The following is a 26,855-nucleotide window of genomic DNA, read 5'->3' as shown; positions in this document are numbered from 1 at the left end:
GAATGGCCATGACAGAACACGCACGCCTCATTGTCGTTGATGATGAGCAGCCCCAGCTCAATGCACTGTGCTCCATTTTGGAGGAGCACGGTTTTGAGGTCACGGCCTGCTCAAGCCCCATGGAGGCCATCGCCAAATACCAGGCGACCACCTATGACCTGCTTCTGACCGACCTGAAAATGCCCAACATCAGTGGCATCGACCTGGTCGCCCACCTTCGCAACCTGGACCCCCAACTTTGCGCTGTCTTGATGACCGGGCACAGCACTGTGCAATCGGCGGTGGATGCCATGCGGTCTGGTGTGCTGGACTATGTGCTCAAGCCATTCAAGTTCAGCGAAATACTGCCCGTGGTGCAGCGTTGCCTGCATGTGCGGAAACTGCGAATGGAAAACCAGCGGCTCATCACCGAACTGACGGCATCCAATCGCCAACTGTCGGAGATGAATGCCGAACTGGATGCGTTTGCCGGACGGGCATCCCACGACCTGAACTCCGTGATACACCTGATTCAGGGCTACGCCTCCAGGCTCACCAGCCGATCACCCGACAACTTCACCGACGACGAATGGAAATACCTTCAACGCATTCGGCAAACCAGCGAACGGGCCAGCACTGTGGTCACGGATTTGTTGTCGTTTGCCCGTTTGGGCCAGGCCAGCCTGGACATTCAACCGGTGGACCTCAATGCCATTGCCACGCAAGCGAAAATCCTCACTGAGTTGATGGCCGATGGCCCGCCAGCAGCCTGGGACATGGCCGAATTGCCCACGGTACCCGGCGATGCCTCACTGCTGGAGCAGGTGTTCATGAACCTGTTTTCCAACGCACTGAAGTTTTCGAGTCAGCGTGAAACCCCCCGCATTGAACTGGGCTATCGCGATGAGGGAAGCCACCATGTGGTGTGGATCCGAGACAACGGCTCGGGCTTCAACCCCGAGCACCAAGACCGTCTGTTCAAACCCTTTCAGCGGTTGCACACCCAATCGGAATTCGAAGGAAATGGACTGGGCCTGGCCCACGTGAAGCGCATCATCGAGCGTCATCAAGGGCAGATCTGGGCAGAATCCAACCCAGACGACGGCGCCTGCTTCTACCTGAAATTTTCCAAAACCCTGCAATTGACACCGGGTGTGCAAAGCCTGCCGCCGCTGCCACCCCCGCCACCGGCACGCCCTGAGCCCGACAAACGACCCATACCCGATTTGACGTTGGCGCTGCAACGCATCGGCGGATACCTGGGAAAAATCGGTGGATGGGCCATTGAGTACACACCAAACCGGCATGTGTACTGGTCCGATGAAATCTGGCGAATTCTGGATGCAGAGCCAGGCGAGCAGGCGGCACCCACGTTTGAAACCGGACTGCTGCTGTACCCCGAGCCCTACCAGGCCCGTGTTGCGCAAGCCCTGATGGACTGCGTCCAGCAGGGCACCGTGATGGACCTGGAAGCACAGATTCGCACCTTCCAGAACCGCTTAATCTGGGTCCAACTGCGCGCAGAAGCGGTGTTCGATGAACAGGGCGTACTGCAGCGCATTCAAGGCTGCATGCAAGACATCACCGACCGCCGCATGGCCATGACCACCCTGCGACGCATCAACAAAGCCCTGCAAGCGCAAAACCACATCAACATGGCCTTGCCCAACTTCACGCGGGTGGAGCAGGTGTTTGATGAGATCTGCACCCAAACGGCAGCCACCGGCGAGATCCCCCTGGTGTGGGTGGTGCAGAAAGACCCGGTTCGGGGCGGCCTGCGGGTGGTGTCCAGGGCCGGAAAGCACCAGGACATTATCGACACCATCATGGCCAACACCAATGTGTGCTTCCAGAATGAATGGCTGGATACGCTGCGCCGACGGGAAATCGTCTTGTGTCTGGACATCACCAACAATCCCCATGCCCAAGGGTGGGTTGGGCTGGCCAAATCTCGCGGGTTCTCATCATTTGCCATCATTCCCCTGCACTTGCGTGACAAGCTGATCGCCGGCGTGATCTATTTCGGCGAAGGGGTGGCCGCCTTTGACAAAGACCTGGTCGACCTGCTGCATGCCATTTCCAAAAACCGCTCTATCTCCCTGGAAAACCTGACCAACCAGATTGAACGGTCGGCCACACTGGAAAGGCTGAAGCTGCTGGAAACCTGCGTTGAGCGCTTCAATGACATGGTGGTGATCACCGAAGCAGAACCGGTGGTGGCCGATGGACCAAGAATTCGCTGGGTGAACCAGGCGTACTATCAGCGCACGGGTTTTACGCCCGATGAAGTGATCGGCAAAACACCGCGTATTCTGCAAGGCCCCCTCACCCAGCGGGACGCTTTGCAACGCATACACGCTGCATTGTCCAACTGGCAACCCGTCCGGGAAGAACTCATCAACTACACCAAGGCCGGCGAGCTGATGTGGTTGGACGTGGACATTGTGCCCATTGCCGATGAGAAGGGCTGGTTCACCCACTGGGTGGCCATTTTGCGCGACATCACCGAGCGCAAGCGCGCAGAAAGCGCCTTGAATGCAACCCTGCACCGCTTCCGTTCATTGGCCAATGCCACCAGCGATTGTATTTGGGACTGGGACCTGAACACGGACGAGGTGTGGTGGAGTGACGGCATTCAAACACTGTTTGGCCTGAACCACACCCAACTCGACAGCACACCAAAGTCGTGGTCAGACCGCGTGCATGCAGACGACCGTCGCCGGGTGCTGGATCGAATCAAGCAAATCCTGACCGGCAGCGATGACTTCTGGAAAGACGAGTACCGATTTGCGCGCGCCGACGGCAGTTGGGCGGAAGTGGTTGACCGGGGCTTTGTGATTCGCGACGACGCCGGCAAGGCCTTGCGCATGATTGGCGGCATCACCGACATGACCCACATCCTGGAAGTCACCCGCCGCAGCAAATCCCAGTTGGTGAAGATGAACCTGCTCAACGAAATCACGCATGCCATTGGCAAGCGGCTGGACCTGGACAGCATTTACAAAGTGGTGGTCAATGCGCTGGAGAAGGACCTGCCATCGGACTTTTGCTTCATGGCCTCCCACCTGCCGGAAGCGCGGGCCATGACCGTGCATTGCCTGAGCAACAACACCAAAACCATGGCCTGTGCCGTGGGCTTGCAAGAGGGGCATGATGTGCCAGTGCGGGGCACGCTAATGGAAATGGCCGCCCAAGGCCAGTTTGTGTATGAACCCGACATGGTCAACACCTCCTGCCCGGTGGCGCAAAGCTTGCAAAGCAGTTGCGGCTTGAACAGTGTGGTGATTGTGCCCCTGAAAAAAGGCGACACGGTGCTGGGCGTGATGGTGACCGCACGCAAGGCGGTCCATGGTTTTGAAAATGATGACATGTCATTCCTCATCCAACTGGCTGAGCATGTGGCCCTGGCATTGCACCAGGCTGAACTGCTGCGTGAACTGCAAGTGGCGTATGCAGAGCTGAAGCAAACCCAGGCCCTGGTGCTGCAGCAAGAGCGGCTGGGCGCGCTGGCGGAAATGGCTGGCGGCATTGCCCACGACATCAACAATGCCATTTCACCAGCCGCCTTGTATGTGGAGTCGCTGCTCAACGCCGAGCAACAACTCAGCCCCAAGGGCCGCAAACAACTGGAAACAGTCCAGATTGCAATTGACGATGTGGCCAACACCGTGGAACGCATGGGGCGGTTTGCCCGTTCCCGCGAAGAAGAACACCACCTGGAACCGGTGGATGTGAACCTGGTTTGCCGTGAAGTGCTGGAGTTGACCCGGGCCAAATGGGAAACCACCCCCCGAAAAAATGGCATTCACATTGAATTGCACACCGCCCTGGGCAACAACCTGCCCGCGCTGGGTGCCTCTGAAGCGGAATTGCGTGAAGCCATGGCCAACCTGATCTTCAACGCCGTGGATGCCATGCCGCAAGGCGGTTTGCTCACCGTTCGCACTGAACTGCGTCGGGAAGGCCGGCAGGACCTGGTGGTGATCGAGGTGCAAGACACGGGCGTTGGCATGAGTGATGAAACCCGCCGACGCTGCATTGAGCCGTTCTTTACCACCAAAGGGCAGCGCGGTACAGGCCTTGGCCTGGCCATGGTGTATGGCATTGTGAAACGCTTTCACGGGCGGCTGCTCATTCAGAGCACGCCCGAACAGGGCAGCACCGTGTCAATGGTGTTTGAGTACCATCCACAAGCCCGATTCAAGACTCAAACCGTTCAGCCAAGCGTTCTGGACACTGCGCCCGGGCGGCCACTGGACATTCTGCTGGTGGACGATGACCTGAGCGTGCTGGAAGCCGTGACCGACATGCTGCACGACATGGGGCACCGCGTGACAGCTGTGAACAACGGTCATGCTGCACTGGAAGCACTGGCCGTCAGCCTGGAGCATGCGGAACCCGTGGATGTTCTGATCACCGACCTGGGCATGCCCGACATGGATGGCAAAGAACTGGCCCGACAGGTCAAAAAAATGGACCCGCGCATTCACACCCTGCTGCTCACGGGTTGGGGCAAACAAATGAATACCAACCATGAGCGGGTGCCCCATGTGGACTTGATTCTGGCCAAGCCCCCCAAGGCCGTCGATATTCGCAGCGCCTTGAATGTGCTGGTGCACAGCAGTCCCGTTTAACACCTGGACTGCCTTATCCGGTTGACTATGTCAGCAGTGCACGCTGGTCGGCCATCATGCGCTCGGACACCAGCGCCGCATTGATTTTGTAGCCACCATCGGCCAGCTCACGCCGGATCCTTTCGATCTTGTCGGCATCCAGTGGCGCCCGGTTGTCCAGAATCATGGACCCGGTTTTTTTGGTGATGGACACCACCACATCTTGCCCGTCTTTTTCAGCAGCAGTCCGTATGCTGTTTGGCCGGGCAGACGACAGCACATCATTTTTCTTGGGGTCGGGGGCGTTGTACACCACCACATTGTTGTTGCCGGTAATCATGGAACCACACAACGCAGAATTGAAAAACACTGCAAAATTATCAGACTGCAGAAGCGGAGGGCATTCCGCTTCTGCCATGTTGCATGTAGGAATTAAGCCAACGCGCTGAACACCACGCCCAGTGCGGCCAGGCTCCACACCGTCACCGCGCCGGCGGGCAAATCAAACAGCCCCGAGAGGGTGAGCCCCAGGCCATAGGCCACCCCACCCAAGGCATACCCGGCCAACAACCGGCGGTGCGTTTGCCAAGCGCGGACAGCCAGCGCGGGCATGATGAGGCTGGAAAACACCAGGTACACCCCCACCAACTGCACCGACACGGTAACCGCCAGTGCAAACAGCACATAAAACCCGGCCCGCCCCAAGCGTTCGCGAAAGCCAAACCAGGCCACCAGAATGACCGCCGACACCAATGCACCCCACAGCAACTGGCTTGGGCTCACCCACAAAATCTGGCCAGCCAGCAAGTCTTTCAAATGCTCGCCGCCATGCGGATTGTTGGCCAAGAGCAAAATGCTGCCACTGGCGGCCAGCACAAACAAGGCACCAATCAGCGCCTCTTGCACTTCAGGCCATTTCTTTTCGATCCAGGTGAGCAGCAACGCCCCCAGCAAGGCCGAAACCACCGCGGCCACTTGAACCTGAAGGCCCTGCGGCTCAAACCCCAGTGTGTCGGCCAGCACCACCCCCAACGCTGCAATTTGCGCCACCGCCAGGTCGATGAACACAATGCCCCGTTGCAACACCTGCTGGCCCAGCGGAATGTGGGTGGACAACACAATCAGCCCAGCCAGCAAGGCCGGGCCCAAAATGGTCCAGCTCACCGCGTCCCAATTCATGCACCACTCCGCTTGGTTTTTTGGGCGGTGGCCTGTGCCGCCAACAATCGGTTCACCGTGTCATCAAACAAGCCAAACAAATCCTTGGCAGCCGGTGTTCCGCCCACCGTAAAGGGCAGCTCCACCGCCGGAATGCCTGCATGCTCGGCCAGCCAATTCGATGGGCGGTCACTGCTGTACGCCGCGCGAATCACCATCTGCGCAGGCTGGCTTTTCAACACGCCCAACACCTCCGACAAGTACGCGCCACTGGGCTCTACCCCCGGCTTGGGTTCCAGGGCAGTCACGGCTTTCAGGCCCAACCAATCCTCCAGGTACGGAAAACCTTTGTGCTGCACCACAATCTGCGTGCCTTTCAAGGGTGCGGCCTGCGCCTGCCAACGGGCCATGGCGGCCTGCCAGCGTTTGGCAAAATCCTGCTGGCGTTGCTGGTAAAAACCCGCATTGCCGGCATCCACCTCGGCCAGCCGCTTGGCCAACGCATCGGCCACCCGCGCGATGTTGCGCGGGTCGGTTTGTATGTGCGGATTACCCCCGGGATGCACATCACCCTCTGCACGGCTTAAGCGACTCGGCACTTCGAGCATGGTGACTGCACTGGCTGCTTCAAAATAGCCGGGCTTGCCCGGTTGCACGCCCGTGTTGCCCGACTGGCGCAACACCACCGGCAACCAACCGATTTCAAGCTGTGCACCGGTGCACACCACCAACTGGGCTGAACGCAGTTTGGCCACCAGGCTGGGTTTGGCCTCAATGTGGTGAACATCCTGCAAGGCGGTGGTCGCGGTAAAAACAGCCACCTTGTCACCACCCAGCTCTTGAGTTAATGCAGCCCATTCGGGTTCACAGGCGAATACATTCAGTGCGGCCTGGGCATGGCCACTCAAGGTCAACAGCATGGCCAGGCTCACTGCATGAGCCCCGTTTAAAATGACTTTCTTCAACATGCCCATCTCCTCAATAGCTGTGGGCGCCGTGGGCACCCAAATTCATTTGGTACTGCACAAACACTTGATTGTCTGCGCGAAGCTGGCTGGATTCGTCGCGGGCCAACTGCAAGCGAATGCGCGAGAACTCGCTGGGGTTGTAGTCAATCATCCAGCTCACGCGTTTGGGGTTGTAGCCCGAAAACACCAAATTGGCGGTGTTCGCACCATAATCCACAGAGCCACCATTCAAGCGATCAATCCGCAAGCCCGTTCTCCAGCCTTTCACAAACTGGTAAACACCTTGGGCATACCAGCCCGATTGCGAAGCGCTGTAGCTGTCTGTGTTGAGCAGTCCGTCTTCCGAACGGTGCATGAACTCGGTTTGGAAGGTGAAGTTCTGGTTCACCGGGTTACCATTGGGAGCCCATTTGTACACAAAATCCGCAATCCCGATTCGGCTTTGCCCGTTGAACGTGTTGGTCACTTCGGCGCCCGTGCCATCCACATCGGCCGACTGTCGGTCTTCCGGCGATACCCGAAGATAACTCAGCCCCGCACGCCAGCTGCTGCTGATGCCCCAGTCACCCCCCACATGGCCAAATACTGCGCCAGCGGCGGTGCCGTTCTTGCTGCGTCCGCTGGATTCCGCAATCCGCCCGCGCCCCACTTCTGCGCCCAGTTCCACAAACAGGTCGGTGGGGGCCAGCCATTTCAACTGCAAGCCATCGTCGGCAAACTGATTACCCAAAAACGCGACATACACCAAGGGGTTGTCCACAAAGTCCCAGGTGTGGGCATGGCGTGCATTCTGGTAACCAATGCCGGAATAAAACCGGCCCATTTTCAAGGTGAGGTTGGCGGGCAAACTGGTGGTTTGAACAAAGGCCTCCTCCACACCCACCGTGTTGTCAGGTGCCAAAGCCAGGTTCAATCCACCATAAAAATTGGGGTCCACGTTGGCATAAATACCCAGTTCACTTTCGCCCAGGTTAAATCCACGGTCTGCCGGGGCAATTTCACCCCCAGCCTGAAAACCAGTGATGCTGTAAGGCTGCGGGTTGCTGCGCGTGGCATAGGTGCCCGACAAAATCAGGGAGATATCGGGATTGAACACATTGCTGGCGGCAGCAGTTTGCGCAGGTGTCGAGGTGGCGGCCACATCCTGCGCCGCGGTTTGTGCCGTGGTCTGCGCAGTGACCTGTGCAGCCTGTGCCTTCTGGTCCGCCTGGGTGGCCAATTGTTGTGTGGCCTGCAACTGTTGCTCCAGCGATTGAATGCGGGCCTCGTAGGCCCGCTTCATGGCCTCGAAATCAGCCCGAAGCTGGGCCAGGTCGTTTTGAGTGGGGGTGGATGCGTTGGCGCCAGCCCAGGCTGATGTGCCCATAGCCGACAGCAACGCACACGCCAATGCGTGTCGTTTGAACATGGAAATACTCGCTTAAAAAATGATTCGAATGGACGATCAGAACATTCAAGCGAGCGCTGGGGGTGCTCGGGAACGGTAGAACAACCGCCCGCGAGCCGATGAAAATACTGGTTGAGCATGCACCTGCGGCGCACTGGCCACCCTGGGTGGCAACTGGTGAACATGCGCAGGGGGCGCCGATTGAAAGTCGGCCAGTGCCAGGCACTTGGCACACACTTTGGCGGCTGAATGCAACTCATCTTTTTGAGACAGATGGCCAGCAGCCCAATCCACATTGTGCTGATAGACGTGCGTGACCGCCAGCTGCTGGGCCAAGCCCAACACCAGCGCCAACCACACGGTCATCCAGGCACGATTCAACATACAAACGCGCAACTCAAGCGATGGAACAGTATAAACACAATCGACACGTGATCGGTTTAGCCTATAAGCGTGGTCAGGAATTTCCATTGGCCTTGAACGCCGCTCAAACGTTAGACTAGTTCAACACTGAAACACCTACACACTCTAATCCAGGAGGGAATATGTCCGATTTGTCCAAATGCCCATTCCATGCGTCTGCCGGCGCCAATGCTGTCAACACCGCATTATCGAACGCCGATTGGTGGCCCAACCAGTTAAAGCTTAGCATCCTGCATCAACACACCGCACAATCCAATCCGCTGGGTGAAGCATTCAACTATGCAGAAGCTTTCAAGAAGCTGGACTTGCACGCCGTGGTCAAAGACCTGCATGCCTTGATGACCGATTCCCAGGACTGGTGGCCCGCCGATTACGGCCACTATGGCCCGCTGTTTATCCGCATGGCCTGGCACAGCGCCGGCACGTACCGCGTGGCCGATGGCCGCGGTGGTGCAGGCTCTGGTGAGCAGCGCTTTGCCCCGTTGAACAGTTGGCCCGACAACGGCAACCTCGACAAGGCACGCCGCCTGTTGTGGCCCATCAAGCAAAAATACGGCAACCAGATTTCCTGGGCTGACCTCATGATTTTGGCTGGCAACGTGGCCCTGGAATCGATGGGGTTCAAGACCTTCGGTTTTGCCGGCGGACGTGAGGATGTGTTCGAACCGTCGGAAGACATTTACTGGGGTGCCGAGACTGAATGGCTGGCCACCAGCGACAAACCCAACAGCCGTTACAGTGGTGACCGCGAACTGGAAAACCCGCTGGCTGCGGTGCAAATGGGCCTGATTTATGTCAACCCCGAGGGCCCGGACGGCAACCCCGACCCGGTGGCCTCGGCGCGCGACATTCGCGAAACCTTTGCCCGCATGGCCATGGACGATGAAGAAACCGTGGCCCTGGTGGCAGGCGGACACACCTTCGGCAAGGCCCATGGTGCAGGCGATGCCAAACACGTGGGCCCAGCGCCCGAGGGCGCCGATGTCGAGGCCATGGGCTTTGGCTGGATCAACAGCTTTGGCAGCGGCAAAGGCGAGCACACCATCACCAGTGGCATTGAAGGTGCCTGGAAACCCAACCCCACCCAGTGGGACAATGGTTATCTGGAAACACTCTTCAAATACGAGTGGGAACTGACCAAGAGCCCGGCTGGCGCCCATCAGTGGACACCCAAGGGTGGTGCCGGTGCCGACACGGTGGTGGATGCACACAACCCCAACAAGCGCCATGCACCCATGATGACCACGGCCGACCTGGCCATGCGTTTTGACCCGGCGTATGAAAAAATTTCGCGCCGCTTCTTGAACAACCCAGCGGAATTTGCCGATGCCTTTGCACGGGCCTGGTTCAAGCTGACCCACCGCGACATGGGCCCAGTTGCCCGCTACCTCGGCCCCTTGGTACCCAAGGAAGTGCTGGTGTGGCAAGACCCAGTGCCCGCCGTAAACCATGCCCTGGTTGATGCACAAGACGTGGCTGCACTGAAAGCCAAAGTACTGGCCAGCGGCTTGAGCACGGCTGAGTTGGTGAGCACGGCCTGGGCATCTGCATCCACCTACCGTGGATCGGACAAACGGGGTGGGGCCAATGGCGCACGCATTCGCTTGGAACCCCAACGCAACTGGGAAGTGAACCAACCTGAGCAATTGGCCCGCGTGCTGAGCAAGCTGGAAAATATCCAGAAGGAATTCAACGCAACAGCAAGCGGCGGCAAACAAATATCACTGGCCGACCTGATTGTGCTGGCTGGTGGTGCAGCGGTTGAAGACGCAGCCAAAAAAGCTGGGCATGCGGTGAATGTGCCATTCACGCCTGGGCGTACCGATGCCACACAGGCACAAACCGACGTCGAGTCGTTCGCTGTGCTGGAGCCGCAAGCCGATGGTTTCCGCAACTACCTCAAAGCCGGCACCAAAGCAAAGGCAGAAGCCTTGCTGGTGGACAAGGCTCAACTGCTGAGCCTGACTGCACCGGAAATGACTGTGCTGGTGGGTGGCCTGCGCGTGCTGGGTACCAATGTGGGCGGTAGCAAACACGGTGTGTTCACCCACACACCCGGCGTGTTGACCAACGACTTTTTCACCAACCTGGTGGACATGGGTGTGGCGTGGAAACCCACAGGCAGCAATGCCTATGAAGCCCGCGACCGCAAAACCGGTGCTGTGACATGGACAGGAACCCGGGTTGACCTGGTGTTTGGTTCCAACTCGCAACTGCGCGCCATTGCCGAGGTGTATGCACAACACGATGCCAAAGCCAAGTTTGTGAATGACTTTGTGGCTGCGTGGGTCAAGGTGATGAACAACGATCGCTTTGACCTGAAGTAATCAACAGTCACGACGGGTTTTAAAGCCAACAACCGCAGCACCTCACGAGGGTGTTGCGGTTTTTTTAATCCACAATGGGTGGATTGAAAACCATCTATTGTGGATATACGCAGCACCATGACCCCCACATCACGCCCACAGCCCATGTTGATGCTGAAACTCACCCTGGTGGCGCTGTTTTGGGGCGGCACCTTTGTAGCGGGCCGCACGGTGGCCCAACACCTGCCCGCCATGACAGCCGCTTTTGGCCGCTACCTGGTGGCGGCCGTGTTGCTGGTGGGTGTGGCCTTCCACAGGGAGGGCGGGCTGAAGCGCCTGAATCGGGAACAATGGCTGACCACTGCCGCACTGGGTGCCACCGGCATTGCGCTGTACAACATCTGTTTTTTTGCGGCACTGGCGCACATGCCCGCCGGGCGCACAGCGCTTATTGTCAGCCTCAACCCCATCATGACCGCGGTGCTGGCCAGCATCGTGTTTCGCGAGCGGCTGGGAGGGTTGCGCTGGGCCGGCATTGCACTGGCCCTGTTTGGGGCCGGGGTGGTGGTCACCCGGGGCGACCTGCTGGGCACCTTGCACAACGTCAGCCAATCCCTGGGGCCTGGCGAAGGGCTGATGGCCATCGCCGTGCTGGGCTGGGCCTGTTACACCTTGGTGTCCCGAAAAGCAGGCGAAACATTGACCCCGATTGCCGCCATCACTTGGGCCACCTTGTGGGGTTTGCTGTTTTTGTTGTTGGGCTCATTGCATGAGCTTGGCAGTATTCAGTGGGCTGAAGTTCCCTGGCAAGTTTGGGCAGCCCTGCTCTACCTGGGAGCCTTTGGCACTGTGGTGGCTTTCCTGTGGTTTTATCAGGGCGTACAACAACTGGGCCCCTCACGCACAGCGGTATTCACCAACCTGGTGCCCGTGTTCGGCATCGCGCTGTCGGCGCTGATATTGCGAGAGCCCATCCTCATCTCCATGCTGGTGGGTGGCAGCATTACCGCGTTCGGCGTTTACCTCACCAATCGCGTGAACATCAACCCCGCTCAAAGCCCAAACGCTGGCGAATAGCGGGCACCGCCATGTCCAGAAACGCCCTGAGCTTGGCTGACGGCCTTCTGCCCTCATGCTGCAGCGCATGCACTGGCAATGCGTCCGGCCAAAACTCCTCCAGGCAATACACCAAGTGGCCCAGGCGCACAGCCTCCTCCACTTGGTACGACAGCACCCGCGCAATGCCCAAGCCCCGCTGGGCCGCCTCAATGGCGGAGTCATTGGTGCTGCAAACCAGGCGGGGGGCCACACGCACCACTGTGGCTCGCGGCCCTGCTCCAAACTGCCATTCTTGAACCGGGTTGACTTGCATGGGGGCAATCAGGCTGTGTTGCTCCAGCGCCTGTGGTGTGCTGGGTAAGCCATGGGCCTTGAAGTACTCGGGTGAGGCAACCAGCACCTTGCGAACCTGGCCCAGGGGTGTAGCCACCATGCGGGAATCTGGCAAGGGGCCAATCCGAATGGCCACATCCACGCCCTCATCCACCAGGCTCAACACATTGTCCTGAAACAGGCTCACCACCTGCACAGCGGGGTGTTGCTTCAGAAAATCCACCACCACGGGCATGACATGCAAGCGGCCAAACAGGGCCGGTGCCGTCACCACCAGCGTGCCTTGAGGCGTGCTGGTTAAACCAGTGAGGGCCTCGTCCGCATCACGCATTTGTTCCAACAGAGGTTTCACAGCTTGCAAGTAGCGCTCACCGGCCTGCGTCAACTGCACAAACCGCGTGGTGCGGTTGAACAAGCGCACTTGCAAGGCCTGTTCCAACTCAGCCACCCGCTTGGTGACCACCGGGGCTGACAACCTGCAACGCCTGGCGGCCGCCGAAAAACCGCCGGTTTCTGCCACGGCCACAAACACTTCCAAGGCATGCAGCTTGTCCATCATTATTCCCGAAACAGAAATTAAGTTATTCCAAATTAACCCATTCCGCATTATTTGAAAACAATGGAGACTGATTTCACACCGCCTTCGCGGTCAACCCAACCCACTTGGAGCACACCATGAGCCGCATCAACCTTGTCACCCCTGCCAACGCCAACCCCGAACAACTGGAACTGCTCAACGCCATCGAGCAGCAAATGGGCGGTGTGCTGAATTTCCTGAAAGTGTTTGCCAACTCGCCCGCCGCGCTGAAGGCCTTCCTCGGCCTGTACGGCATTGCCAGCAGCGGCGTGCTGGAACCCGCCACCCGAGAGCGGATTGCACTGGCCGTGGCCCAGCAAAACGAATGTGAATACTGTGTGTCCGCCCACACCGCCATCAGCCGCAAGGCCGGCCTGGCAGCCGATGACATTCTGCAAGCCCGCCACGGCCACCATGAACACCCCAAAACAGCCGCACTGATTGGCTTTGCCAAACAAGTCATGGACAGCCATGGCGATGTGTCTGCCGCCGACCTGCTTGGGCTGCGTGCGGCGGGTGTCACCGACGCAGAAATCATCGAGGTGATCGTGCATGTGGGCCTCAACTTTCTGACCAATGTGGTGGGCAAAGTGAGCCAGGTGGACATCGACTTTCCAAAAATCAGCCTTCAACTGGCCGCTTGAAGCGACCACCATTCACCACCCCGGGAGACCGCCATGGGACACGCTTTTGCCGACATCGCATTCACCGACACCGTGAAAAGCCGCCAGCTTGAAGCCGGCAGCCGTGAACGTTATGCAGCATTGCAAGCCAGTTCAACGGCGGGCCATGCCCTGGGGCCCCGGGAAAAAGCCTTCATCGAAAGCCGTGACCATTTCTTCCAGGCCACAGTGAGCGAAACCGGCTGGCCCTATGTGCAACACCGGGGCGGGCCGCAAGGCTTCATTCAGGTGCTGGGCACCAACACCTTGCGGGTGCCCGACTTTCGCGGCAACGCGCAGTTTGTGAGTGACGGTAACCTGCAAGGCAACAACCGCATCGCGCTGATTTTGATGGACTACGCCCAGCAAAAGCGCCTCAAAATATTGGGCAACGCCACCTTGTTGGCTGAAGCGGAGCGCCATTGGCGCATTGACGTGGTGGCCTTTGACTGGAATTGCCCCAAATACATCACGCCCCGCTTTACTGAAACAGAAATCACGGCGATGATCAAACCATTGCATGACCGCATCACCCAACTCGAATCCCTTTTAAGCCGGACCCCACAACCATGAGCACCGAAGCCCCACGCCCACCGCTTCCACCCTTCACGGCCGACACGGCTCGGCAAAAAATTCGCGCCGCCGAAAATGCCTGGAACACGCGCCACCCGCAGAAGGTTTCCCTGGCCTACACGCCCAACTCCCGCTGGCGCAACCGCAGTGAAATTTTTTCGGGGCGGGAAGCGATTGTCGAATTTCTGACCCGCAAATGGCAAAAAGAGCAGCAGTACCGCCTCATCAAGGAGTTGTGGGCCTACACCGAGAACCGCATCGCCGTGCGCTTTGTGTATGAATGGCAAGACGCATCAGGCCAATGGTTTCGCAGCCATGGCAATGAAAACTGGGCATTCGACGAGAACGGCTTCATGGCCGAGCGGCATGCCAGCATCAACGACATCCCGATTGCAGAGGCCGAGCGCCTGTTTCACTGGCCACAGGGCATTCGGCCCGATGACCACCCGGGCCTGACGGCGCTGGGCCTGTAAGCCAACGCCCGGCTTAAAACTCCGTTAAAATGGGGGTTTGCCATTGCAACACCTGCAGGAACCCCCCATGCCCGCATACCGCTCAAAAACCTCCACCGCCGGCCGCAACATGGCGGGCGCCCGCTCACTGTGGCGTGCCACCGGCATGAAGGATGACGACTTCAGCAAACCCATCATCGCCGTGGCCAACTCCTTTACCCAGTTTGTGCCGGGCCATGTGCACCTGAAAGACCTCGGTCAATTGGTGGCGCGTGAAATTGAAGCCGCCGGCGGTGTGGCCAAAGAATTCAACACCATTGCCGTGGACGACGGCATTGCCATGGGCCACGACGGCATGCTGTATTCCCTGCCCAGTCGCGACATCATCGCCGACTCGGTGGAATACATGGTGAATGCCCACTGCGCGGACGCCATTGTGTGCATTTCCAATTGCGACAAAATCACCCCCGGCATGTTGATGGCTGCCATGCGCCTGAACATCCCCGTGATTTTTGTATCCGGCGGCCCCATGGAAGCGGGCAAGGTGAAACTGGCCAACCCCAAAACGCAAACCATCGAATTCAAAAAGCTCGACCTGATCGATGCCATGGTCATGGCCGCCGACGACAAGGTGAGCGATGCCGACCTGGCCGAGGTTGAGCGCTCTGCCTGCCCCACCTGCGGATCGTGTTCGGGCATGTTCACCGCCAACTCCATGAACTGCCTGACCGAAGCGCTAGGCCTGTCACTGCCCGGCAACGGCACCGTGGTGGCCACCCACGCCGACCGCGAGCAACTGTTCAAAAAGGCCGGGCGGCAAATTGTCGAGCTGTGCAAGCGCTACTACGAACAGGAAGACGACAGCGTTCTGCCACGTTCTGTCGGTTTCAAAGCCTTTGAAAACGCCATTGCGCTGGACATTGCCATGGGTGGTTCCACCAACACCATTCTGCACTTGCTGGCCGCTGCACAAGAGGCCAACATCGACTTCACCATGGCCGACATCGACCGCATGTCCCGCGTGGTGCCCCAGTTGTGCAAGGTGGCCCCCAACACCAACAAATACCACATTGAAGATGTGCATCGCGCCGGTGGCGTGATGGCCATTTTGGGCGAGCTGGACCGTGCGGGCAACCTGCACACCGACGTGCCCACCGTGCACGCCAAAACCATGAAAGACGCGCTGGACCAGTGGGACATTGCCCGCAACCCCAGCGACGCGGTCAAGCACTTCTACATGGCTGGCCCAGCCGGTATTCCCACCCAGGTGGCATTCAGCCAAAACACCCGCTGGCCCAGCCTCGACGTGGACCGCGCCGAGGGCTGCATCCGCTCACTGGAAAACGCCTACAGCAAGGAAGGCGGCCTGGCCGTGCTCCACGGCAACATTGCGCTGGACGGCTGCGTGGTGAAAACCGCCGGCGTGGACGACAGCCTGCTGGTGTTTGAAGGCCCAGCCCATGTGGTGGAAAGCCAGGACGAAGCGGTTGAAAACATCCTGAACGACACTGTGAAAGCCGGTGACATTGTGGTGGTGCGTTACGAAGGCCCCAAAGGCGGCCCCGGCATGCAGGAAATGCTCTACCCCACCAGCTACATCAAGTCCAAGGGCTTGGGCAAAGCCTGCGCCTTGCTGACCGATGGCCGCTTTTCGGGTGGTACATCAGGCCTGTCGATTGGCCATTGCTCACCCGAAGCCGCAGCCGGTGGCGCCATTGGTTTGGTGAAAAACGGCGACCGCATCCGCATCGACATCCCGAACCGCACCATCAACGTGTTGGTGAGCGATGAGGAACTGGCCAAGCGCCGTGCCGAGCAGGACAAACTGGGCTGGAAACCCGTGAAGCCACGGCCTCGCAAGGTGTCGGCCGCACTGAAAGCCTATGCCATGTTGGCCACCAGTGCAGACAAAGGTGCCGTGCGTAACCTGGATTTGTTGGAAGACTAATGCGACAGACACGCTGCGGCGGTCGGCAACACCGCTGCAGCGCCTTCTGAACCCTGAAGGGTGTTATTCGATAAATTTGTCGATGATGCTGTCTGCACCAATCAGCGGCAACAACCGAACCAGCACCTGCTCCATCACGCCAGCATCGGCATAGGTAATCCGTTTAGCTTTGCGTTCTTTCCACGACAGGGTTTGAATCAAACTGGCAGCAACCACCGAATCCTTTTCCAAAGTGCCTTTCAGGTTGCCCAAAGCCACTTCCGTGGGGCCTCCCCGAATGCTGGTGCTGATCGGGCAACAAATCAGCAAGCCAGTCTGCTGATTGTATTGGCGGGATGACAACACCAAGGCGGGGCGGTATTTGCCAATTTCTTTGCCTTTGGTGGGTTCAAAGTCGAGCCAAACCACATCATTACGGGCTGGAATGTAAGCAGCCATTAGTCCTCACCAAAGTCGGCACCAAGCTCGGCACCAAACGGCTTGGCCAGCAAGTCGGCATGGGCAGACTCTGGGTTCAGCCCTTCCAGCAAATCGGCCTCGGTAAAGGGCAGATGGACGCGGCGGCGAGGCACTTGCATCAAAGGCTCGATGATGATTTTGCCGTCCAGCACTTCGATGTTGACCGGGCTGGACACGTCCAGACGGGCTTCAGCCAACAACTTGCTGGACAAACGGATGGCAGCACTGTTGCCCCACCGTTTGATTTCACTGTGCATGGTCACTCCCTGCGCTTCAGTCACATGTAGATACAATTGTTTCTACAATACAGATTTTTACACAGGGGGTCAAACCGCCAAGTCAAGAAACCTCACCAGCGGCGTTGGATTCAAACCCCAGCTTTGAATGGTGATGGCCTTCATGCCGCAGAATCCCCTTGCTTGAACCAAGCCAACAGCCGCCGCGCAATGGCATCGCCCCGTTCATACTGAATAAAGTGGCCCGCACCGGCATACACCTCCAGCGCAATGCCTTTGGGAAACGCCTTGGGGCTCACCACTTCCCACACGGCTTCGGGCATGGTCACATCCAACTCGCCCCGCAAGGCCAGCGTGGGCACGGGTATGGTTTTGTTGAACAGCGAACGAATGTGAAAACCCAGTGGCATGAACGAAAACATGGAGGTGCGGTAATACTCCAGCGCGGCTTTCAACACACCGGGTTGCTGAAAGGTTTGAATGACTGACTGCTGCATGGCAGGCATGCCGACATACCCAGGGCTCCAGAACTTCAACAACCAAGCCAGCAAGGCAAAGCCCCGGCGGCGAATCAACCAATCCGCCAAACCTTTGAACTGAAAAAACAGGATGTACCAGGCATGCAGCACATACACCGGGCAGCGCGTGGCAATTTTTAACCAGCTCATGCCATAGGGCACACTCATGGCGCACAGGGTTTTGTACAAGGCGGGGCGATGCTGGGCCATCAGGCAGGCAATCACCGAGCCCCAATCATGCCCCACCAAATGGCACTGTTGTTGCCCGGTTTCTTTCAGCAACACAGCCACCAAGGCGTTCAGGGCATCGCGCACAAACACGGCGTCGTGCGCCCCATCCCGCCGCTGGTTCAAGGGGCTGTAACCCGGCAAATAGGGGCACACCACCTGGTAACCTTGCGCCGCCAGTGTGGCGGCAATGCCCCTGTAGCCTTCCGGGTTGTCCGGGAAGCCATGCAGACACAAAACCAAGGGGCCGGTATTGCCCGCACGCAATACGGGAAAGGTCAGGCCTGCAGCCTGAATGTTTTCTTCAACCACAGCTGGGCTCATGCAGTGAGCCTGCCTTGAGCACTGCCGGATTGCACCGGCAAAAACTGACCATAGCCGTGCTCGCTGCCCAACTGCGGCACCACCGCACCATCCTGAACAGCCACTTTTCCGTTGATGAACACCTGCTCGACAATGCCCGGGTTGCGGTTCACCAAACGTTGCAGGCCAAAATTCTGCATCTCGGCCCAGTGCACCGCTTCCAGGTTCTGCTCAAACACTTGGGGATTGATCACCACCACATCCGCCCGGTCACCCACCCGCAGCTTGCCAGCATCCAGACCAAACCAGTCGGCTTGCTCACCTGTCATGCGCCACACGGCCTTTTCAATGCTCATCACGGGTTTTCCGGCTTGAATACTCTCGTGCACCAACTTTAAAAAGCGCAGCGGCAGGTTGTAAAACGCCATGTTGCGAATGTGCGCCCCGGCATCGGAAAAACTAATGAGGGCGTGCTTGTGCTGCACCAGGCTGCGCACCACATCGGGCTTGTGGTTGCCAACCGTGGTGTACCAGCGAATGCTGCGGCCAAACTCCACCACCAGGTCCAGAAACAAATCCACCACATGAATGCCGCGCGCCTGGGCCACCTCGGCAAAGTTTTTGCCGACCAGGGTTGCATCGGGGCATTCCAGAATTTGTGCGTCGCCAAAGTCACGCTGCCACACGCGGGGGCTCAACTTTTCGCCATAAAACTTGCGGAAATTCCGGCGGTAGGTTTCGTCCTTCAACAAGGCATTGCGAGCCACCTGGTCGCGCAGGTCCAGCGCCATTTCACCGGCACCAAATTCCTCAAAAAACACCACATCAATGCCTTCTGCATACACGGTAAAGGGCGTGGGCAGCAATTGCCAGCGGAAGTTGCCACCCAAGGCATTGGCCACCCATGAAGCCAACTGCGCCATTGGCTTTACCGTTTTGTTGCCCTTCAAATCGATGAGGGCAATCAAGGTGGTTTTCAGCGGTTTGCGCAGCCAGCCACCAATGGTCTCGCTCAGGAATTCCAGAATTTGGAACGGGTTGGCCGCATTGGGTGCGCCTTGATGCACCCGGTTGTAACGGCGCAGCAGGCTATTCAGGCGGCAGGTTTCACGCCAGCGTGCATAGGTGCTCGGCAGGCTTTTGGACCAGGCCCGGTCGCCGTCCACCTTGTCCCACTTCAGCGACATGGTCGACAAGCCCAAAAATCCAGCCTTCAAGGCCTCTTCCAACAAGGCTTCCATGCGCCGCATTTCGGCCTCTGTGGGCACCACAGACCGGTCCGTGGCCCGCTCCAGCCCCATGACACTCACGCGGATGTCGCTGTGGCCCAAAAATGAAATCACATTGGGGCCCAGCGGATGGGTCTTCAAGAAATCCACCCACTCCTTGGGCGAATTCCAACGCTTGTGTTCCCGAAGAATGGGCAACACTTTCTCGCGGGGCACTGTTTCCACACGGGTAAAAATGTCGGAAGCGTCTTCAGCATCGCTGCAGATCATGCTGAGCGAGCAACTGCCCACCAGTACGGTGGTCACACCGTGGCGCACCGACTCGGACAATGACGGCGCCACAATCAGCTCGGCATCGTAGTGGGTGTGGGTGTCCAGAAACCCGGGGGTTACCCAACGCCCGGTGGCATCAATCACCCGGGGGCAGCCTGTTTCGTCCAGTGGCGTGGCGCTAATGGCAGCGACCCGTCCGTCGCGAATACCCAAGTGTTGAATGGAAGCCGGGCCTCCCTGCCCGTCCATCAACAACCCGTTTTTAATGATCACCTCAAATGCTGGGTGCATGCCGTGTCTCCTCATTGTTTTTTCAAAGCGTAAACAAGCTGTTGAAAAAATACTTGATCGATTCGGACAGCCGTTCGCGATTTGTTATCGGATCAACGTGAAGACCAACCCCACCAACGCTGGCAAGGCCTGAATGTACAGAATTTTCCGGCTGGCCGTGAAGGCGCCAAAGACCCCTGCCACCACCACACACCCCAGAAAAAACAATTGGATGGCGGTGCCGCTGGTGCCCAAAAAAAGCCCCCAGAACAGGCCCGCTGCCAGAAACCCGTTGTACAGGCCCTGATTGGCCGCCAACACTTTGGTGGCCTCGGCTTGTTCGGCGCTCATCCCAAAGGCTTTGCGGCCTGCAGGCTTGGTCCACAAAAACATTTCCAGCACCAAAAAATACACGTGAAGTACAGCAACCAGCATGGTGACAACCTGCGCAGCGATGAGCATGAAACCTCCGGTGACGTCATTGGGGAATGTTCAATCAGACTAACCGACTTTCTGGGGCGGGTTTGCCCACGCCAGCCAGATTGACTACCATGTGAGGCTTGTTTCAACTGGCCTTGCCCCATGCTTCAGTACCAAACCATTCCCGTGACCCCGTTTGCCCAAAATTGCTCCATTGTGTGGTGCGACGAAACCCGAAAAGCCGCCATCATCGACCCCGGTGGCGACCTGGATACGTTGCAAAAAACGGTGGGGAAACTGGGCATCACCCTTGAACAAATCTGGCTGACGCACGCGCACATTGATCATGCAGGCGGCACTGCCGAGCTGGCCGAGCGCTTGAACTTACCCATTGTTGGCCCGCACACCGGCGACCAGTTCTGGATTGACCGGCTGGCCGACCAAAGCCGCATGTTCAACTTCCCGCTGTCGCGCCCATTCACGCCCACCCGCTGGCTGAATGATGGCGACACGGTGAGCATCGGCAACAGCACGTTGAACGTGCGCCACTGCCCTGGACACACACCGGGCCATGTGGTGTTTCACTCGCCCGAGGCGAAGCGTGCATTTGTGGGTGATGTGCTGTTTGCGGGCAGCATTGGCCGAACCGACTTTCCGGGGGGCGACTTCGATACGCTCATCGACAGCATCAAGCAACGCTTGTGGCCCATGGGCAACGACACGGTATTTATTCCAGGCCACGGCCCGGAAAGCAGTTTTGGGGAAGAGCGCAAGCGAAACCCGTATGTTCGGGATTTGCAGTTTTAATCAGACCCATGTGGGCTGTTGGCCGTCGGTGCACACGTTAGCGAACAAACAACCAGACGGTCAACACCACACCCACTGCAACAATAAACCCGCGAAGAATTTTCTCGGGCAGTCGGTGCATCAGCCAGTTGCCCGTAAACGCTCCACCCACACCGCCGATCATCAACGCCAGGCAGGTCACCCAGTCGATGTGATCAGAAAAAGCAAAGATGGCGACTGCGGAGGCATTCATAGCCATGGCCAGCATGTTTTTGGTGGCGGCCGCCATGCGCACCTGTTGCCCGGCGATGGTTAAAACCGCCAGCATCAAAAACCCGATGCCCCCGCCAAAATAACCGCCATAGACGCCAATCAAAAACTGCGCACATTGAATGGTCCTGTCCGACAGCGCTTTGCCAGCCTGCTCCGGTTTTTTCCTGAAACTACCCCACGCAAACACCGTGGTGGCGAACAGCACCAGCCAAGGCACCAATCGGCTAAACATGCTGACCGGGGTGCACAGCAGGAGTACCGCACCTGCAATGCCGCCAACGATACTCAGAATGAACAGCCGCTTCAAACTGACGCCGTGAACGCCACCAGCCAAGTGCCGACCCGCAAAAGACGACGTGAGCTGATTGGGAAACAGGGCCACCGTGGATGTGATATTGGCGGCCAGTGGGTTCAGCCCCGCCAACAGCAGCGCCGGAAACGTGATGAATGAGCCGCCACCGGCGAGCACGTTTTGAGTGCCAGCATACAGGCCAGCCAGCGCCACGAGAAGCAGCAATGCAGCGTCATGCTGCGCGAAGAAATGTGTGAACACAGAATGGACTTTGATCAGAGGGGTTTATTCAGGCCAACAATCGCCATGAGGATTGTTGATGTTAAACAGATTTTGTGTGCGTGGTGAGTCGAAGCGGTCTGATAAAACCGGGGGATAACCCGATGCAGATTTTGTTTTTCCAGATCAAGATCTATTAACTATCCAGCACCCCATGTACAGATTCCGCTCGTTCATTAACCCTGTTGAGCGACCAGAACCAAGGCAGTGTTTGTAACCATAACGCGGCGCTAATCAAGATTTGGTCTTTCGGGGCCAATGTTCATGAAACTGGGAATAAAAGGCAAAGCGCTTATTCAGGAGTTCGAGCGTTTCAGCGCGACGCTCTACGACAGCGACGGAGCAGGCCATTGCACCATTGGGTGGGGTCATTTGGTACATCGCGGCTTTTGTGACGGGCGCGAGAATGAATCAGTGTTCAGAAAAGGGATATCCAAATCGCGAGCAGATCAACTGTTTATGGTCGACGTTGAGGATGCCGAGGCTTTTGTTAACAAGATCCTCAAAAGCAGAGGACTGTCAGTAAATCAAGCACAGTTTGATGCGCTCGTCTCCTTTACTTACAACGTTGGTAGTGGCAACTTCAAATTGATGATGGATCGGTGTTTCGAACGCTTCCCCGATCAACCGCTAGACAGTATTCCCCAATGCATGCAAACGTATAACAAAGCAGGCAGCCGAGTATTGCAAGGCCTCGTCAATCGCCGAAAAAAAGAGATCGAGCTTTTTATGAATAGGGACTGATGCCCATGAACCTCAAAATCAGCGTTCTCGCTGCGATCGTTTTTGGATTTACTCAGGTCGTCTTGGCGGCAGACCTTACGCCCTGCGATGAGCTCAAGCAGGCCAAATTGGATCTACAGCAAACAATCCGCCAAGTTCAAAAAAATCATGGCAAGGACAAACCATTTCTTCTGGCCCTGAAAACCAGTCAACAAACCTGGGATCGCTCGGTCCAAGCAAACCTTGCACTCGAATTTCCCAACGCTTCGCCGGACACCTACGGCAGTGTTTTGTCGGACTGCCTGTGTTTGTCTCGTCTGAATCAAACCCGGCAGCGCCTTGAATACCTCCGAGAATGGCTAAAGCCCGTTGAGGAAGGGGACGTCTGCTCTGGCAGCCGAAATTAAAATAGAGACCGCTTACCCCACCGCCGCTCGAGCGCACCCGATGCAGCCGCCGACAGCAACTTCTGAAAACTGGGGCAGGCTGCGTGGTTGGATGCCGGACATTGCGCAGCGTGGCGCAAACCCTTGCTCATGGCGCGCAGTCGTTTGACTGCAGCGTCCAGCTCATCTGCTTTGGCTGCGAGCAGTTGTCGATCAATGTCGGGCTTGCCTTCAGGCGTCAGCATCGAGCGGATTTCCTCCAGCGACAGCCCAGCCCCCTGCCCCAACGCAATCAGGGCGAGCCGGTCAAACACCGAGTCCGGAAATTTGCGCCGCTCCCCCTTCTTGCTCACCGAACAAATCAGCCCCACCTTCTCGTAATACCGAAGTGCAGATGCGGGTACGCCACTGTGTTTGGCCACCTGGGCAATGTCCATGCGAAAACCTCTTGACTTGAAGTTGACTTCAACTTGTACCTTGTTTGCATGAACACCGTCAAGTGCACAGGGAGGCACCATGAACACATTGCACACCATCCTTCACACCGTGACCATTGGCCTTGGGGCCACCGGGGTCATGGACTTGTGGCTCCAAATCCTCAAGCATTTCAACGTGCCAACCTTGAACTTCGCATTCATCGGCCGCTGGGTTGGGCATTGCCTGCGAGGGCGGTTTGTACACGCCGCCATTGGCAAAGCCAGCCCTGTTCAACATGAGCTGGCACTGGGTTGGTTCACCCATTACGCCACGGGTGCGCTGTTTGCGGGTTTGTTATTGGCCATGGTGGGAACGGATTGGTTATTGGCCCCCACTGCGACGCCTGCGCTGTTGGTGGGGCTTGCCACGGTGGTGTTCCCGTTTTTTGTGATGCAACCCGCCATGGGTTTGGGTGTGGCATCAGCTCGCACCCCTGCCCCTTTTAAAAACCGCCTGCGCAGCCTCATCAACCACGCCGTGTTTGGTGCGGGCCTGTATATCGCTGCATTCAGCGTCAACCTGCTTGTCCACTGATTCGTCTGGAGACCTAACCATGAAACACATCGCCGTGATTTACCACAGTGCCCATGGGCACACCGAACACATTGCACAACATATTGCAGCAGGCTCAAGCCATGAGCCTGACACCGAGGTGACATTGATCAAGGCTGATGAAGCCGCACGCAACCCGGAGAGCATACTGCGCTACGACGGGCTGATTCTGGGTTCACCAACCTACCTGGGCGGTGTGTCTGCGCCCTTCAAGGCATTCATGGATTCAACGGGCGGGTTGTGGAAAAAGCAGTTGCTGAACGGCAAGCTGGCCGCTGGCTTTACGGTGTCTTCATTGCCGGCCGGTGACAAGCAAAGCACCTTGATCTCGCTGTTCACCTTCTGCATGCAGCACGGCATGTTGTGGGCGGGCAACCCGATTCTGCCCGAGCAACACACCGGTGTGCCCTACGACGAGGCGGCCAACCGGCTGGGCTCCTGGAGTGGGCTGATGGCCCAAGCGGGTCATGGATCGGCCGCCAACGCCTTTGTACCCGGCGACATCCGCAGCGCGCAGTTATTCGGCCAACTGTTTGCGCGAAGCCTTCAACGGCTGACGCCCATTCATCAGCCCGCCTCAACCACGCAAGGAGCCCACCATGTTTCCCAAACGTTTTGAATCCTTTTTATTCAGTGCCATCCTCTCGGGGTTGATGTCCCTCTTGGTGTCGGGCATTTCAACCCTGAAGGCAGTCGAACCCACCTTGAGCAACCCCAGCCTGTGGATCACCACCTGGCTTTCCACCTGGCTCTCGGCCTGGATTGTGGCGTGGTGGGTGGCCTGCCCGGCAGTGATCGTCATCGGGCCCATCGCCAGGCAGTGGGCTAGCAGATTAACCAAGCACGCGTGACTCAGGCTGTCTGCACATTCACCTCGATGATTGCACCATCGTCTGGAATGTGAAGGCGGTCTGCCACACCCGCATGCTGCGCTGCCCGCGCCAAGGCCTGTCGGGTCACGGGGCAGTGGCTGATCGCCTCCAGGTGGTTGGCCACCACCAGCCCTTCACTCAGGCGTGCAAATTCCAACACATCCTCAACCCCCATGATGATGTCGCCGCCCATGTCAAAGCGGGCCCCACCGGCTGGCACCACACTGACTGCGGGCTGGTGGGTCAACACAAACTCGGCAATCGCCGGGGTCAGCAGCGTATCTCCACTGAGGTACAGCGACGGCTCTCCGGGCATTTCAATGAAATAACCCACACCATGCTCCATCAGCGAGCCCACAAACCCGCGGCCGTGCACGCAACGCACGGTACGAACCTGGCCCTCGAAAAATGCACCCACGCCTTGCTCATTGAGCTTGAGTGGCTGCACATTCAAGCCCTTGGCAGCCAGGTGGGGTGCATCATGCGGCGTGCAAATCACCGGTATTTGTCGTTCGCGCAGCCAGGCCTTGCCCGCCCGGTCCAAGTGGTCAAAGTGCCCTTTCTGGCAGTGTGTAATCAGGCAGTGGGTAATGCCCTGCAAGGCCACTTCGGCCTCTGTGGGCAAACCCACCGTGGGGTTTCTCACCATGCCACCCGAAAACTTCAGCGGTGGCAATGCGCCCTTGGGGGCCAGCATGGGGTCCACCAATATGCGGCGTCGGCCCAACTCCACCACCACCGTGGCATTGCGAATTTGTTGAATGTTCATGGAAAGCCTCCTGTGTTGATGGTATTCATCATCCCAACAACCAGCCCTTGACAGGTATGGCATACATTGACATTTTTAAGTCATTTTCTGCCACCGTCTTTTCCATGATCATTGGCCTGTTGCTTTACCCGGGTTGCATGCCTGCCGGCCTGCTGTCGTTCAACGACTTGCTGCAGGCTGCCAATCGGCTTGCCCGAAAACCCCTGTTTGAAACCGTGTGGGTGGGCACTCGCCTGGAGGCAGTGGCCTACGGCAACGGTGTTTCGCTACAGCCCAATGCCCTGTTGAACAACACCGAGCTGGACGCACTGTTGATTCCAGGCCTGTGGACCGAGTCACCCACTGACATGGCACAGGCCTTGGCGCAACAGGCCGAGTTGATCGACCAACTTCGAACGTTGCCGGCCCCCATTCAACTGTGGAGTTACTGCACCGGGGTTTGTCTGGCTGCTGCCAGCGGGCGACTGAATCAACACGCGGCCACCGCCACCTGGTGGCTGGCTGAATTTGTTGAACGGAAATACCCGAAGGTTCGGTGGCACGTGGACAGCGACTGCATTCTGACCCCAAAGGTGGGCACGGCGGCTGGTGTACATGGTTACTTGATGTTGGCGCAGGAACTGGTTCGGACCCACCTGAAAACCCCGGTGTTTCAGGAATTCATGCGCTTGATGGTGCTCCCCCGCCCGGTCCAGCACCACCCGGCCTTCCGCTCCTTTGCGTTCATGGAACAGGCTGACCCGCTTTTGCGGCAATTGGCGGAGCTGGTGGCCAAAACACCGGCCGAAACAATCACGGTTCAAGCCTTGGCGACACAACTAAACCTGAGCGAACGCACTTTGGCCCGCAAAGTGCGGGATTTGACCAACACACCGGTTGCGACCTACGCACGCCTTTTAAAACTGCACCAGGTGAGCGAGCAATTGATTTGGTCCAGCCTGCCCGTGAGCAGCATCAGCAGCAACCTCGGCTACAGCAACGAATCCAACCTTCGCCGCCAGTTCAAACAGGTCACCGGGCTGTCGCCTTTCCAGTATCGGCGGCAATATGCTCGGCGTTGACTCTTCCAATC

The 26,855-nt window shown here is 58.0% G+C and carries 28 protein-coding genes; 14 read left to right on the top strand and 14 right to left on the bottom strand.

Annotated features, from left to right (window positions below; all coding sequences use genetic code 11):
- The first annotated feature begins 8 nt into the window (after positions 1 to 8).
- On the top strand, positions 9 to 4,613 hold the full coding sequence (locus tag NQT62_RS14765) for an ATP-binding protein (RefSeq protein ID WP_256765509.1): 4,605 nt from the start codon (positions 9 to 11) through the stop codon (positions 4,611 to 4,613).
- Between the two features lie 25 nt (positions 4,614 to 4,638).
- Here the strand turns inward: NQT62_RS14765 and NQT62_RS14760 are convergent, their stop codons facing one another.
- From NQT62_RS14760 to NQT62_RS14740, 5 genes are all read right to left on the bottom strand, one after another.
- Entirely contained in the window at positions 4,639 to 4,932 is a 294-nt protein-coding gene (locus NQT62_RS14760; RefSeq protein WP_256765508.1) for a flagellar biosynthesis anti-sigma factor FlgM, read from the bottom strand.
- Positions 4,933 to 5,024: 92 nt separating this feature from the next.
- Entirely contained in the window at positions 5,025 to 5,771 is a 747-nt protein-coding gene (locus NQT62_RS14755; protein WP_256765507.1) for a metal ABC transporter permease, read from the bottom strand.
- Positions 5,768 to 6,718 (bottom strand): metal ABC transporter substrate-binding protein, encoded by a 951-nt coding sequence (locus NQT62_RS14750; RefSeq protein WP_256765506.1) that lies wholly within the window; start codon positions 6,716 to 6,718, stop codon positions 5,768 to 5,770. The genes NQT62_RS14755 and NQT62_RS14750 overlap by 4 nt, the downstream gene beginning before the upstream one ends.
- A 10-nt stretch (positions 6,719 to 6,728) precedes the next feature.
- Positions 6,729 to 8,126, bottom strand: coding sequence for a putative porin (locus tag NQT62_RS14745; protein ID WP_256765505.1), 1,398 nt, complete (start codon positions 8,124 to 8,126; stop codon positions 6,729 to 6,731).
- Positions 8,127 to 8,171: 45 nt separating this feature from the next.
- Positions 8,172 to 8,489, bottom strand: a complete 318-nt coding sequence (locus tag NQT62_RS14740) for a hypothetical protein (RefSeq protein ID WP_256765504.1) — start codon at positions 8,487 to 8,489, stop codon at positions 8,172 to 8,174.
- A gap of 161 nt (positions 8,490 to 8,650) precedes the next feature.
- On the opposite strand from NQT62_RS14740, the gene katG reads away from it, so the two are divergent.
- The gene (gene katG / locus NQT62_RS14735) at positions 8,651 to 10,855 is read left to right on the top strand and encodes a catalase/peroxidase HPI (protein WP_256765503.1); all 2,205 of its coding nucleotides are present in this window, start codon (positions 8,651 to 8,653) and stop codon (positions 10,853 to 10,855) included.
- Between the two features lie 117 nt (positions 10,856 to 10,972).
- Entirely contained in the window at positions 10,973 to 11,911 is a 939-nt protein-coding gene (locus tag NQT62_RS14730) for a DMT family transporter (RefSeq protein ID WP_256765502.1), read from the top strand.
- Here the strand turns inward: NQT62_RS14730 and NQT62_RS14725 are convergent.
- Positions 11,877 to 12,785 carry a LysR family transcriptional regulator gene (locus NQT62_RS14725; protein WP_256765501.1) on the bottom strand — a complete coding sequence of 303 codons (909 nt, stop codon included), beginning with the start codon at positions 12,783 to 12,785 and terminating at the stop codon, positions 11,877 to 11,879. The two genes, NQT62_RS14730 and NQT62_RS14725, sit on opposite strands and share 35 nt — an antisense overlap.
- 116 nt (positions 12,786 to 12,901) lie before the next feature.
- Here NQT62_RS14725 and NQT62_RS14720 point away from each other — a divergent pair, with 116 nt between their 5' ends.
- The 4 genes from NQT62_RS14720 (at position 12,902) to ilvD (ending at position 16,438) form a co-directional block, all read left to right on the top strand.
- The gene (locus tag NQT62_RS14720; protein WP_256765500.1) at positions 12,902 to 13,447 is read left to right on the top strand and encodes a carboxymuconolactone decarboxylase family protein; all 546 of its coding nucleotides are present in this window, start codon (positions 12,902 to 12,904) and stop codon (positions 13,445 to 13,447) included.
- A 33-nt stretch (positions 13,448 to 13,480) separates the two neighbouring features.
- On the top strand, positions 13,481 to 14,038 hold the full coding sequence (locus NQT62_RS14715; protein WP_256765499.1) for a pyridoxamine 5'-phosphate oxidase family protein: 558 nt from the start codon (positions 13,481 to 13,483) through the stop codon (positions 14,036 to 14,038).
- Positions 14,035 to 14,511 (top strand): nuclear transport factor 2 family protein, encoded by a 477-nt coding sequence (locus NQT62_RS14710; protein WP_256765498.1) that lies wholly within the window; start codon positions 14,035 to 14,037, stop codon positions 14,509 to 14,511. The genes NQT62_RS14715 and NQT62_RS14710 overlap by 4 nt, the downstream gene beginning before the upstream one ends.
- Before the next feature lie 67 nt (positions 14,512 to 14,578).
- A complete protein-coding gene (gene ilvD, locus NQT62_RS14705) occupies positions 14,579 to 16,438 on the top strand; it encodes a dihydroxy-acid dehydratase (protein WP_256765497.1) in 1,860 nt (619 codons plus the stop codon).
- Positions 16,439 to 16,501: 63 nt separating this feature from the next.
- On the opposite strand, the gene NQT62_RS14700 is transcribed toward ilvD, so the two are convergent.
- The 5 genes from NQT62_RS14700 to NQT62_RS14680 all read right to left on the bottom strand — a co-directional run bounded on the left by NQT62_RS14700 (position 16,502) and on the right by NQT62_RS14680 (position 20,416).
- On the bottom strand, positions 16,502 to 16,876 hold the full coding sequence (locus NQT62_RS14700) for a type II toxin-antitoxin system PemK/MazF family toxin (RefSeq protein WP_256765496.1): 375 nt from the start codon (positions 16,874 to 16,876) through the stop codon (positions 16,502 to 16,504).
- Positions 16,876 to 17,154, bottom strand: a complete 279-nt coding sequence (locus tag NQT62_RS14695) for an AbrB/MazE/SpoVT family DNA-binding domain-containing protein (RefSeq protein ID WP_256765495.1) — start codon at positions 17,152 to 17,154, stop codon at positions 16,876 to 16,878. The genes NQT62_RS14700 and NQT62_RS14695 overlap by 1 nt, the downstream gene beginning before the upstream one ends.
- A gap of 140 nt (positions 17,155 to 17,294) precedes the next feature.
- Entirely contained in the window at positions 17,295 to 18,203 is a 909-nt protein-coding gene (locus NQT62_RS14690; RefSeq protein WP_256765494.1) for an alpha/beta fold hydrolase, read from the bottom strand.
- Positions 18,200 to 19,975, bottom strand: coding sequence for an N-acyl-D-amino-acid deacylase family protein (locus NQT62_RS14685; protein ID WP_256765493.1), 1,776 nt, complete (start codon positions 19,973 to 19,975; stop codon positions 18,200 to 18,202). Before NQT62_RS14685 ends, NQT62_RS14690 begins: the two co-directional genes overlap by 4 nt.
- 84 nt (positions 19,976 to 20,059) lie before the next feature.
- Entirely contained in the window at positions 20,060 to 20,416 is a 357-nt protein-coding gene (locus NQT62_RS14680; RefSeq protein WP_256765492.1) for a DUF1304 domain-containing protein, read from the bottom strand.
- A 120-nt stretch (positions 20,417 to 20,536) separates the two neighbouring features.
- Between NQT62_RS14680 and NQT62_RS14675 the strand changes: the two genes are divergently transcribed.
- Positions 20,537 to 21,181 (top strand): MBL fold metallo-hydrolase, encoded by a 645-nt coding sequence (locus tag NQT62_RS14675; protein ID WP_256765491.1) that lies wholly within the window; start codon positions 20,537 to 20,539, stop codon positions 21,179 to 21,181.
- Positions 21,182 to 21,218: 37 nt separating this feature from the next.
- Here the strand turns inward: NQT62_RS14675 and NQT62_RS14670 are convergent, their stop codons facing one another.
- On the bottom strand, positions 21,219 to 21,986 hold the full coding sequence (locus NQT62_RS14670) for a sulfite exporter TauE/SafE family protein (protein WP_256765490.1): 768 nt from the start codon (positions 21,984 to 21,986) through the stop codon (positions 21,219 to 21,221).
- A gap of 282 nt (positions 21,987 to 22,268) precedes the next feature.
- Between NQT62_RS14670 and NQT62_RS14665 the strand changes: the two genes are divergently transcribed.
- Entirely contained in the window at positions 22,269 to 22,748 is a 480-nt protein-coding gene (locus tag NQT62_RS14665) for a lysozyme (RefSeq protein ID WP_256765489.1), read from the top strand.
- A gap of 5 nt (positions 22,749 to 22,753) precedes the next feature.
- The gene (locus NQT62_RS14660; protein WP_256765488.1) at positions 22,754 to 23,134 is read left to right on the top strand and encodes a hypothetical protein; all 381 of its coding nucleotides are present in this window, start codon (positions 22,754 to 22,756) and stop codon (positions 23,132 to 23,134) included.
- On the opposite strand, the gene NQT62_RS14655 is transcribed toward NQT62_RS14660, so the two are convergent.
- Positions 23,131 to 23,550 carry a helix-turn-helix domain-containing protein gene (locus NQT62_RS14655; protein ID WP_256765487.1) on the bottom strand — a complete coding sequence of 140 codons (420 nt, stop codon included), beginning with the start codon at positions 23,548 to 23,550 and terminating at the stop codon, positions 23,131 to 23,133. The genes NQT62_RS14660 and NQT62_RS14655 overlap by 4 nt on opposite strands.
- A gap of 79 nt (positions 23,551 to 23,629) precedes the next feature.
- Here NQT62_RS14655 and NQT62_RS14650 point away from each other — a divergent pair, with 79 nt between their 5' ends.
- Genes NQT62_RS14650 through NQT62_RS14640 form a run of 3 tightly spaced genes read left to right on the top strand, consistent with a single transcriptional unit; the run spans position 23,630 to position 24,993 of the window.
- A complete protein-coding gene (locus tag NQT62_RS14650; protein WP_256765486.1) occupies positions 23,630 to 24,124 on the top strand; it encodes a DUF2938 domain-containing protein in 495 nt (164 codons plus the stop codon).
- Positions 24,125 to 24,143: 19 nt separating this feature from the next.
- Complete coding sequence (locus NQT62_RS14645; RefSeq protein WP_256765485.1) at positions 24,144 to 24,761, top strand: flavodoxin family protein; 618 nt, start codon at positions 24,144 to 24,146, stop codon at positions 24,759 to 24,761.
- Positions 24,742 to 24,993: a DUF2798 domain-containing protein gene (locus NQT62_RS14640; protein WP_256765484.1), complete on the top strand. Its 252-nt coding sequence runs from the start codon at positions 24,742 to 24,744 to the stop codon at positions 24,991 to 24,993. Before NQT62_RS14645 ends, NQT62_RS14640 begins: the two co-directional genes overlap by 20 nt.
- A 1-nt stretch (position 24,994) precedes the next feature.
- On the opposite strand, the gene NQT62_RS14635 is transcribed toward NQT62_RS14640, so the two are convergent.
- Entirely contained in the window at positions 24,995 to 25,783 is a 789-nt protein-coding gene (locus NQT62_RS14635; RefSeq protein WP_256765483.1) for an MBL fold metallo-hydrolase, read from the bottom strand.
- A gap of 56 nt (positions 25,784 to 25,839) precedes the next feature.
- On the opposite strand from NQT62_RS14635, the gene NQT62_RS14630 reads away from it, so the two are divergent.
- Complete coding sequence (locus tag NQT62_RS14630) at positions 25,840 to 26,844, top strand: GlxA family transcriptional regulator (protein ID WP_256765482.1); 1,005 nt, start codon at positions 25,840 to 25,842, stop codon at positions 26,842 to 26,844.
- The last annotated feature ends 11 nt before the right edge of the window (positions 26,845 to 26,855 follow it).

It is taken from the genome of Limnobacter humi, from assembly GCF_024518835.1.
GTDB classification, from domain to species: Bacteria; Pseudomonadota; Gammaproteobacteria; order Burkholderiales; family Burkholderiaceae_B; genus Limnobacter; species Limnobacter humi.
This window is presented reverse-complemented; position numbering and strand designations above follow the sequence as displayed.

Coding starts and splice junctions, on each gene's coding strand:
- NQT62_RS14765 (WP_256765509.1), top strand. CDS start 9: ATGACAGAACACGCACGCCTCATTGTCGTTGATGATGAGCAGCCCCAG.
- NQT62_RS14760 (WP_256765508.1), bottom strand. CDS start 4,932: ATGATTACCGGCAACAACAATGTGGTGGTGTACAACGCCCCCGACCCC.
- NQT62_RS14755 (WP_256765507.1), bottom strand. CDS start 5,771: ATGAATTGGGACGCGGTGAGCTGGACCATTTTGGGCCCGGCCTTGCTG.
- NQT62_RS14750 (WP_256765506.1), bottom strand. CDS start 6,718: ATGTTGAAGAAAGTCATTTTAAACGGGGCTCATGCAGTGAGCCTGGCC.
- NQT62_RS14745 (WP_256765505.1), bottom strand. CDS start 8,126: ATGTTCAAACGACACGCATTGGCGTGTGCGTTGCTGTCGGCTATGGGC.
- NQT62_RS14740 (WP_256765504.1), bottom strand. CDS start 8,489: ATGTTGAATCGTGCCTGGATGACCGTGTGGTTGGCGCTGGTGTTGGGC.
- katG (WP_256765503.1), top strand. CDS start 8,651: ATGTCCGATTTGTCCAAATGCCCATTCCATGCGTCTGCCGGCGCCAAT.
- NQT62_RS14730 (WP_256765502.1), top strand. CDS start 10,973: ATGACCCCCACATCACGCCCACAGCCCATGTTGATGCTGAAACTCACC.
- NQT62_RS14725 (WP_256765501.1), bottom strand. CDS start 12,785: ATGATGGACAAGCTGCATGCCTTGGAAGTGTTTGTGGCCGTGGCAGAA.
- NQT62_RS14720 (WP_256765500.1), top strand. CDS start 12,902: ATGAGCCGCATCAACCTTGTCACCCCTGCCAACGCCAACCCCGAACAA.
- NQT62_RS14715 (WP_256765499.1), top strand. CDS start 13,481: ATGGGACACGCTTTTGCCGACATCGCATTCACCGACACCGTGAAAAGC.
- NQT62_RS14710 (WP_256765498.1), top strand. CDS start 14,035: ATGAGCACCGAAGCCCCACGCCCACCGCTTCCACCCTTCACGGCCGAC.
- ilvD (WP_256765497.1), top strand. CDS start 14,579: ATGCCCGCATACCGCTCAAAAACCTCCACCGCCGGCCGCAACATGGCG.
- NQT62_RS14700 (WP_256765496.1), bottom strand. CDS start 16,876: ATGGCTGCTTACATTCCAGCCCGTAATGATGTGGTTTGGCTCGACTTT.
- NQT62_RS14695 (WP_256765495.1), bottom strand. CDS start 17,154: ATGCACAGTGAAATCAAACGGTGGGGCAACAGTGCTGCCATCCGTTTG.
- NQT62_RS14690 (WP_256765494.1), bottom strand. CDS start 18,203: ATGAGCCCAGCTGTGGTTGAAGAAAACATTCAGGCTGCAGGCCTGACC.
- NQT62_RS14685 (WP_256765493.1), bottom strand. CDS start 19,975: ATGCACCCAGCATTTGAGGTGATCATTAAAAACGGGTTGTTGATGGAC.
- NQT62_RS14680 (WP_256765492.1), bottom strand. CDS start 20,416: ATGCTCATCGCTGCGCAGGTTGTCACCATGCTGGTTGCTGTACTTCAC.
- NQT62_RS14675 (WP_256765491.1), top strand. CDS start 20,537: ATGCTTCAGTACCAAACCATTCCCGTGACCCCGTTTGCCCAAAATTGC.
- NQT62_RS14665 (WP_256765489.1), top strand. CDS start 22,269: ATGAAACTGGGAATAAAAGGCAAAGCGCTTATTCAGGAGTTCGAGCGT.
- NQT62_RS14660 (WP_256765488.1), top strand. CDS start 22,754: ATGAACCTCAAAATCAGCGTTCTCGCTGCGATCGTTTTTGGATTTACT.
- NQT62_RS14655 (WP_256765487.1), bottom strand. CDS start 23,550: ATGGACATTGCCCAGGTGGCCAAACACAGTGGCGTACCCGCATCTGCA.
- NQT62_RS14650 (WP_256765486.1), top strand. CDS start 23,630: ATGAACACATTGCACACCATCCTTCACACCGTGACCATTGGCCTTGGG.
- NQT62_RS14645 (WP_256765485.1), top strand. CDS start 24,144: ATGAAACACATCGCCGTGATTTACCACAGTGCCCATGGGCACACCGAA.
- NQT62_RS14640 (WP_256765484.1), top strand. CDS start 24,742: ATGTTTCCCAAACGTTTTGAATCCTTTTTATTCAGTGCCATCCTCTCG.
- NQT62_RS14635 (WP_256765483.1), bottom strand. CDS start 25,783: ATGAACATTCAACAAATTCGCAATGCCACGGTGGTGGTGGAGTTGGGC.
- NQT62_RS14630 (WP_256765482.1), top strand. CDS start 25,840: ATGGCATACATTGACATTTTTAAGTCATTTTCTGCCACCGTCTTTTCC.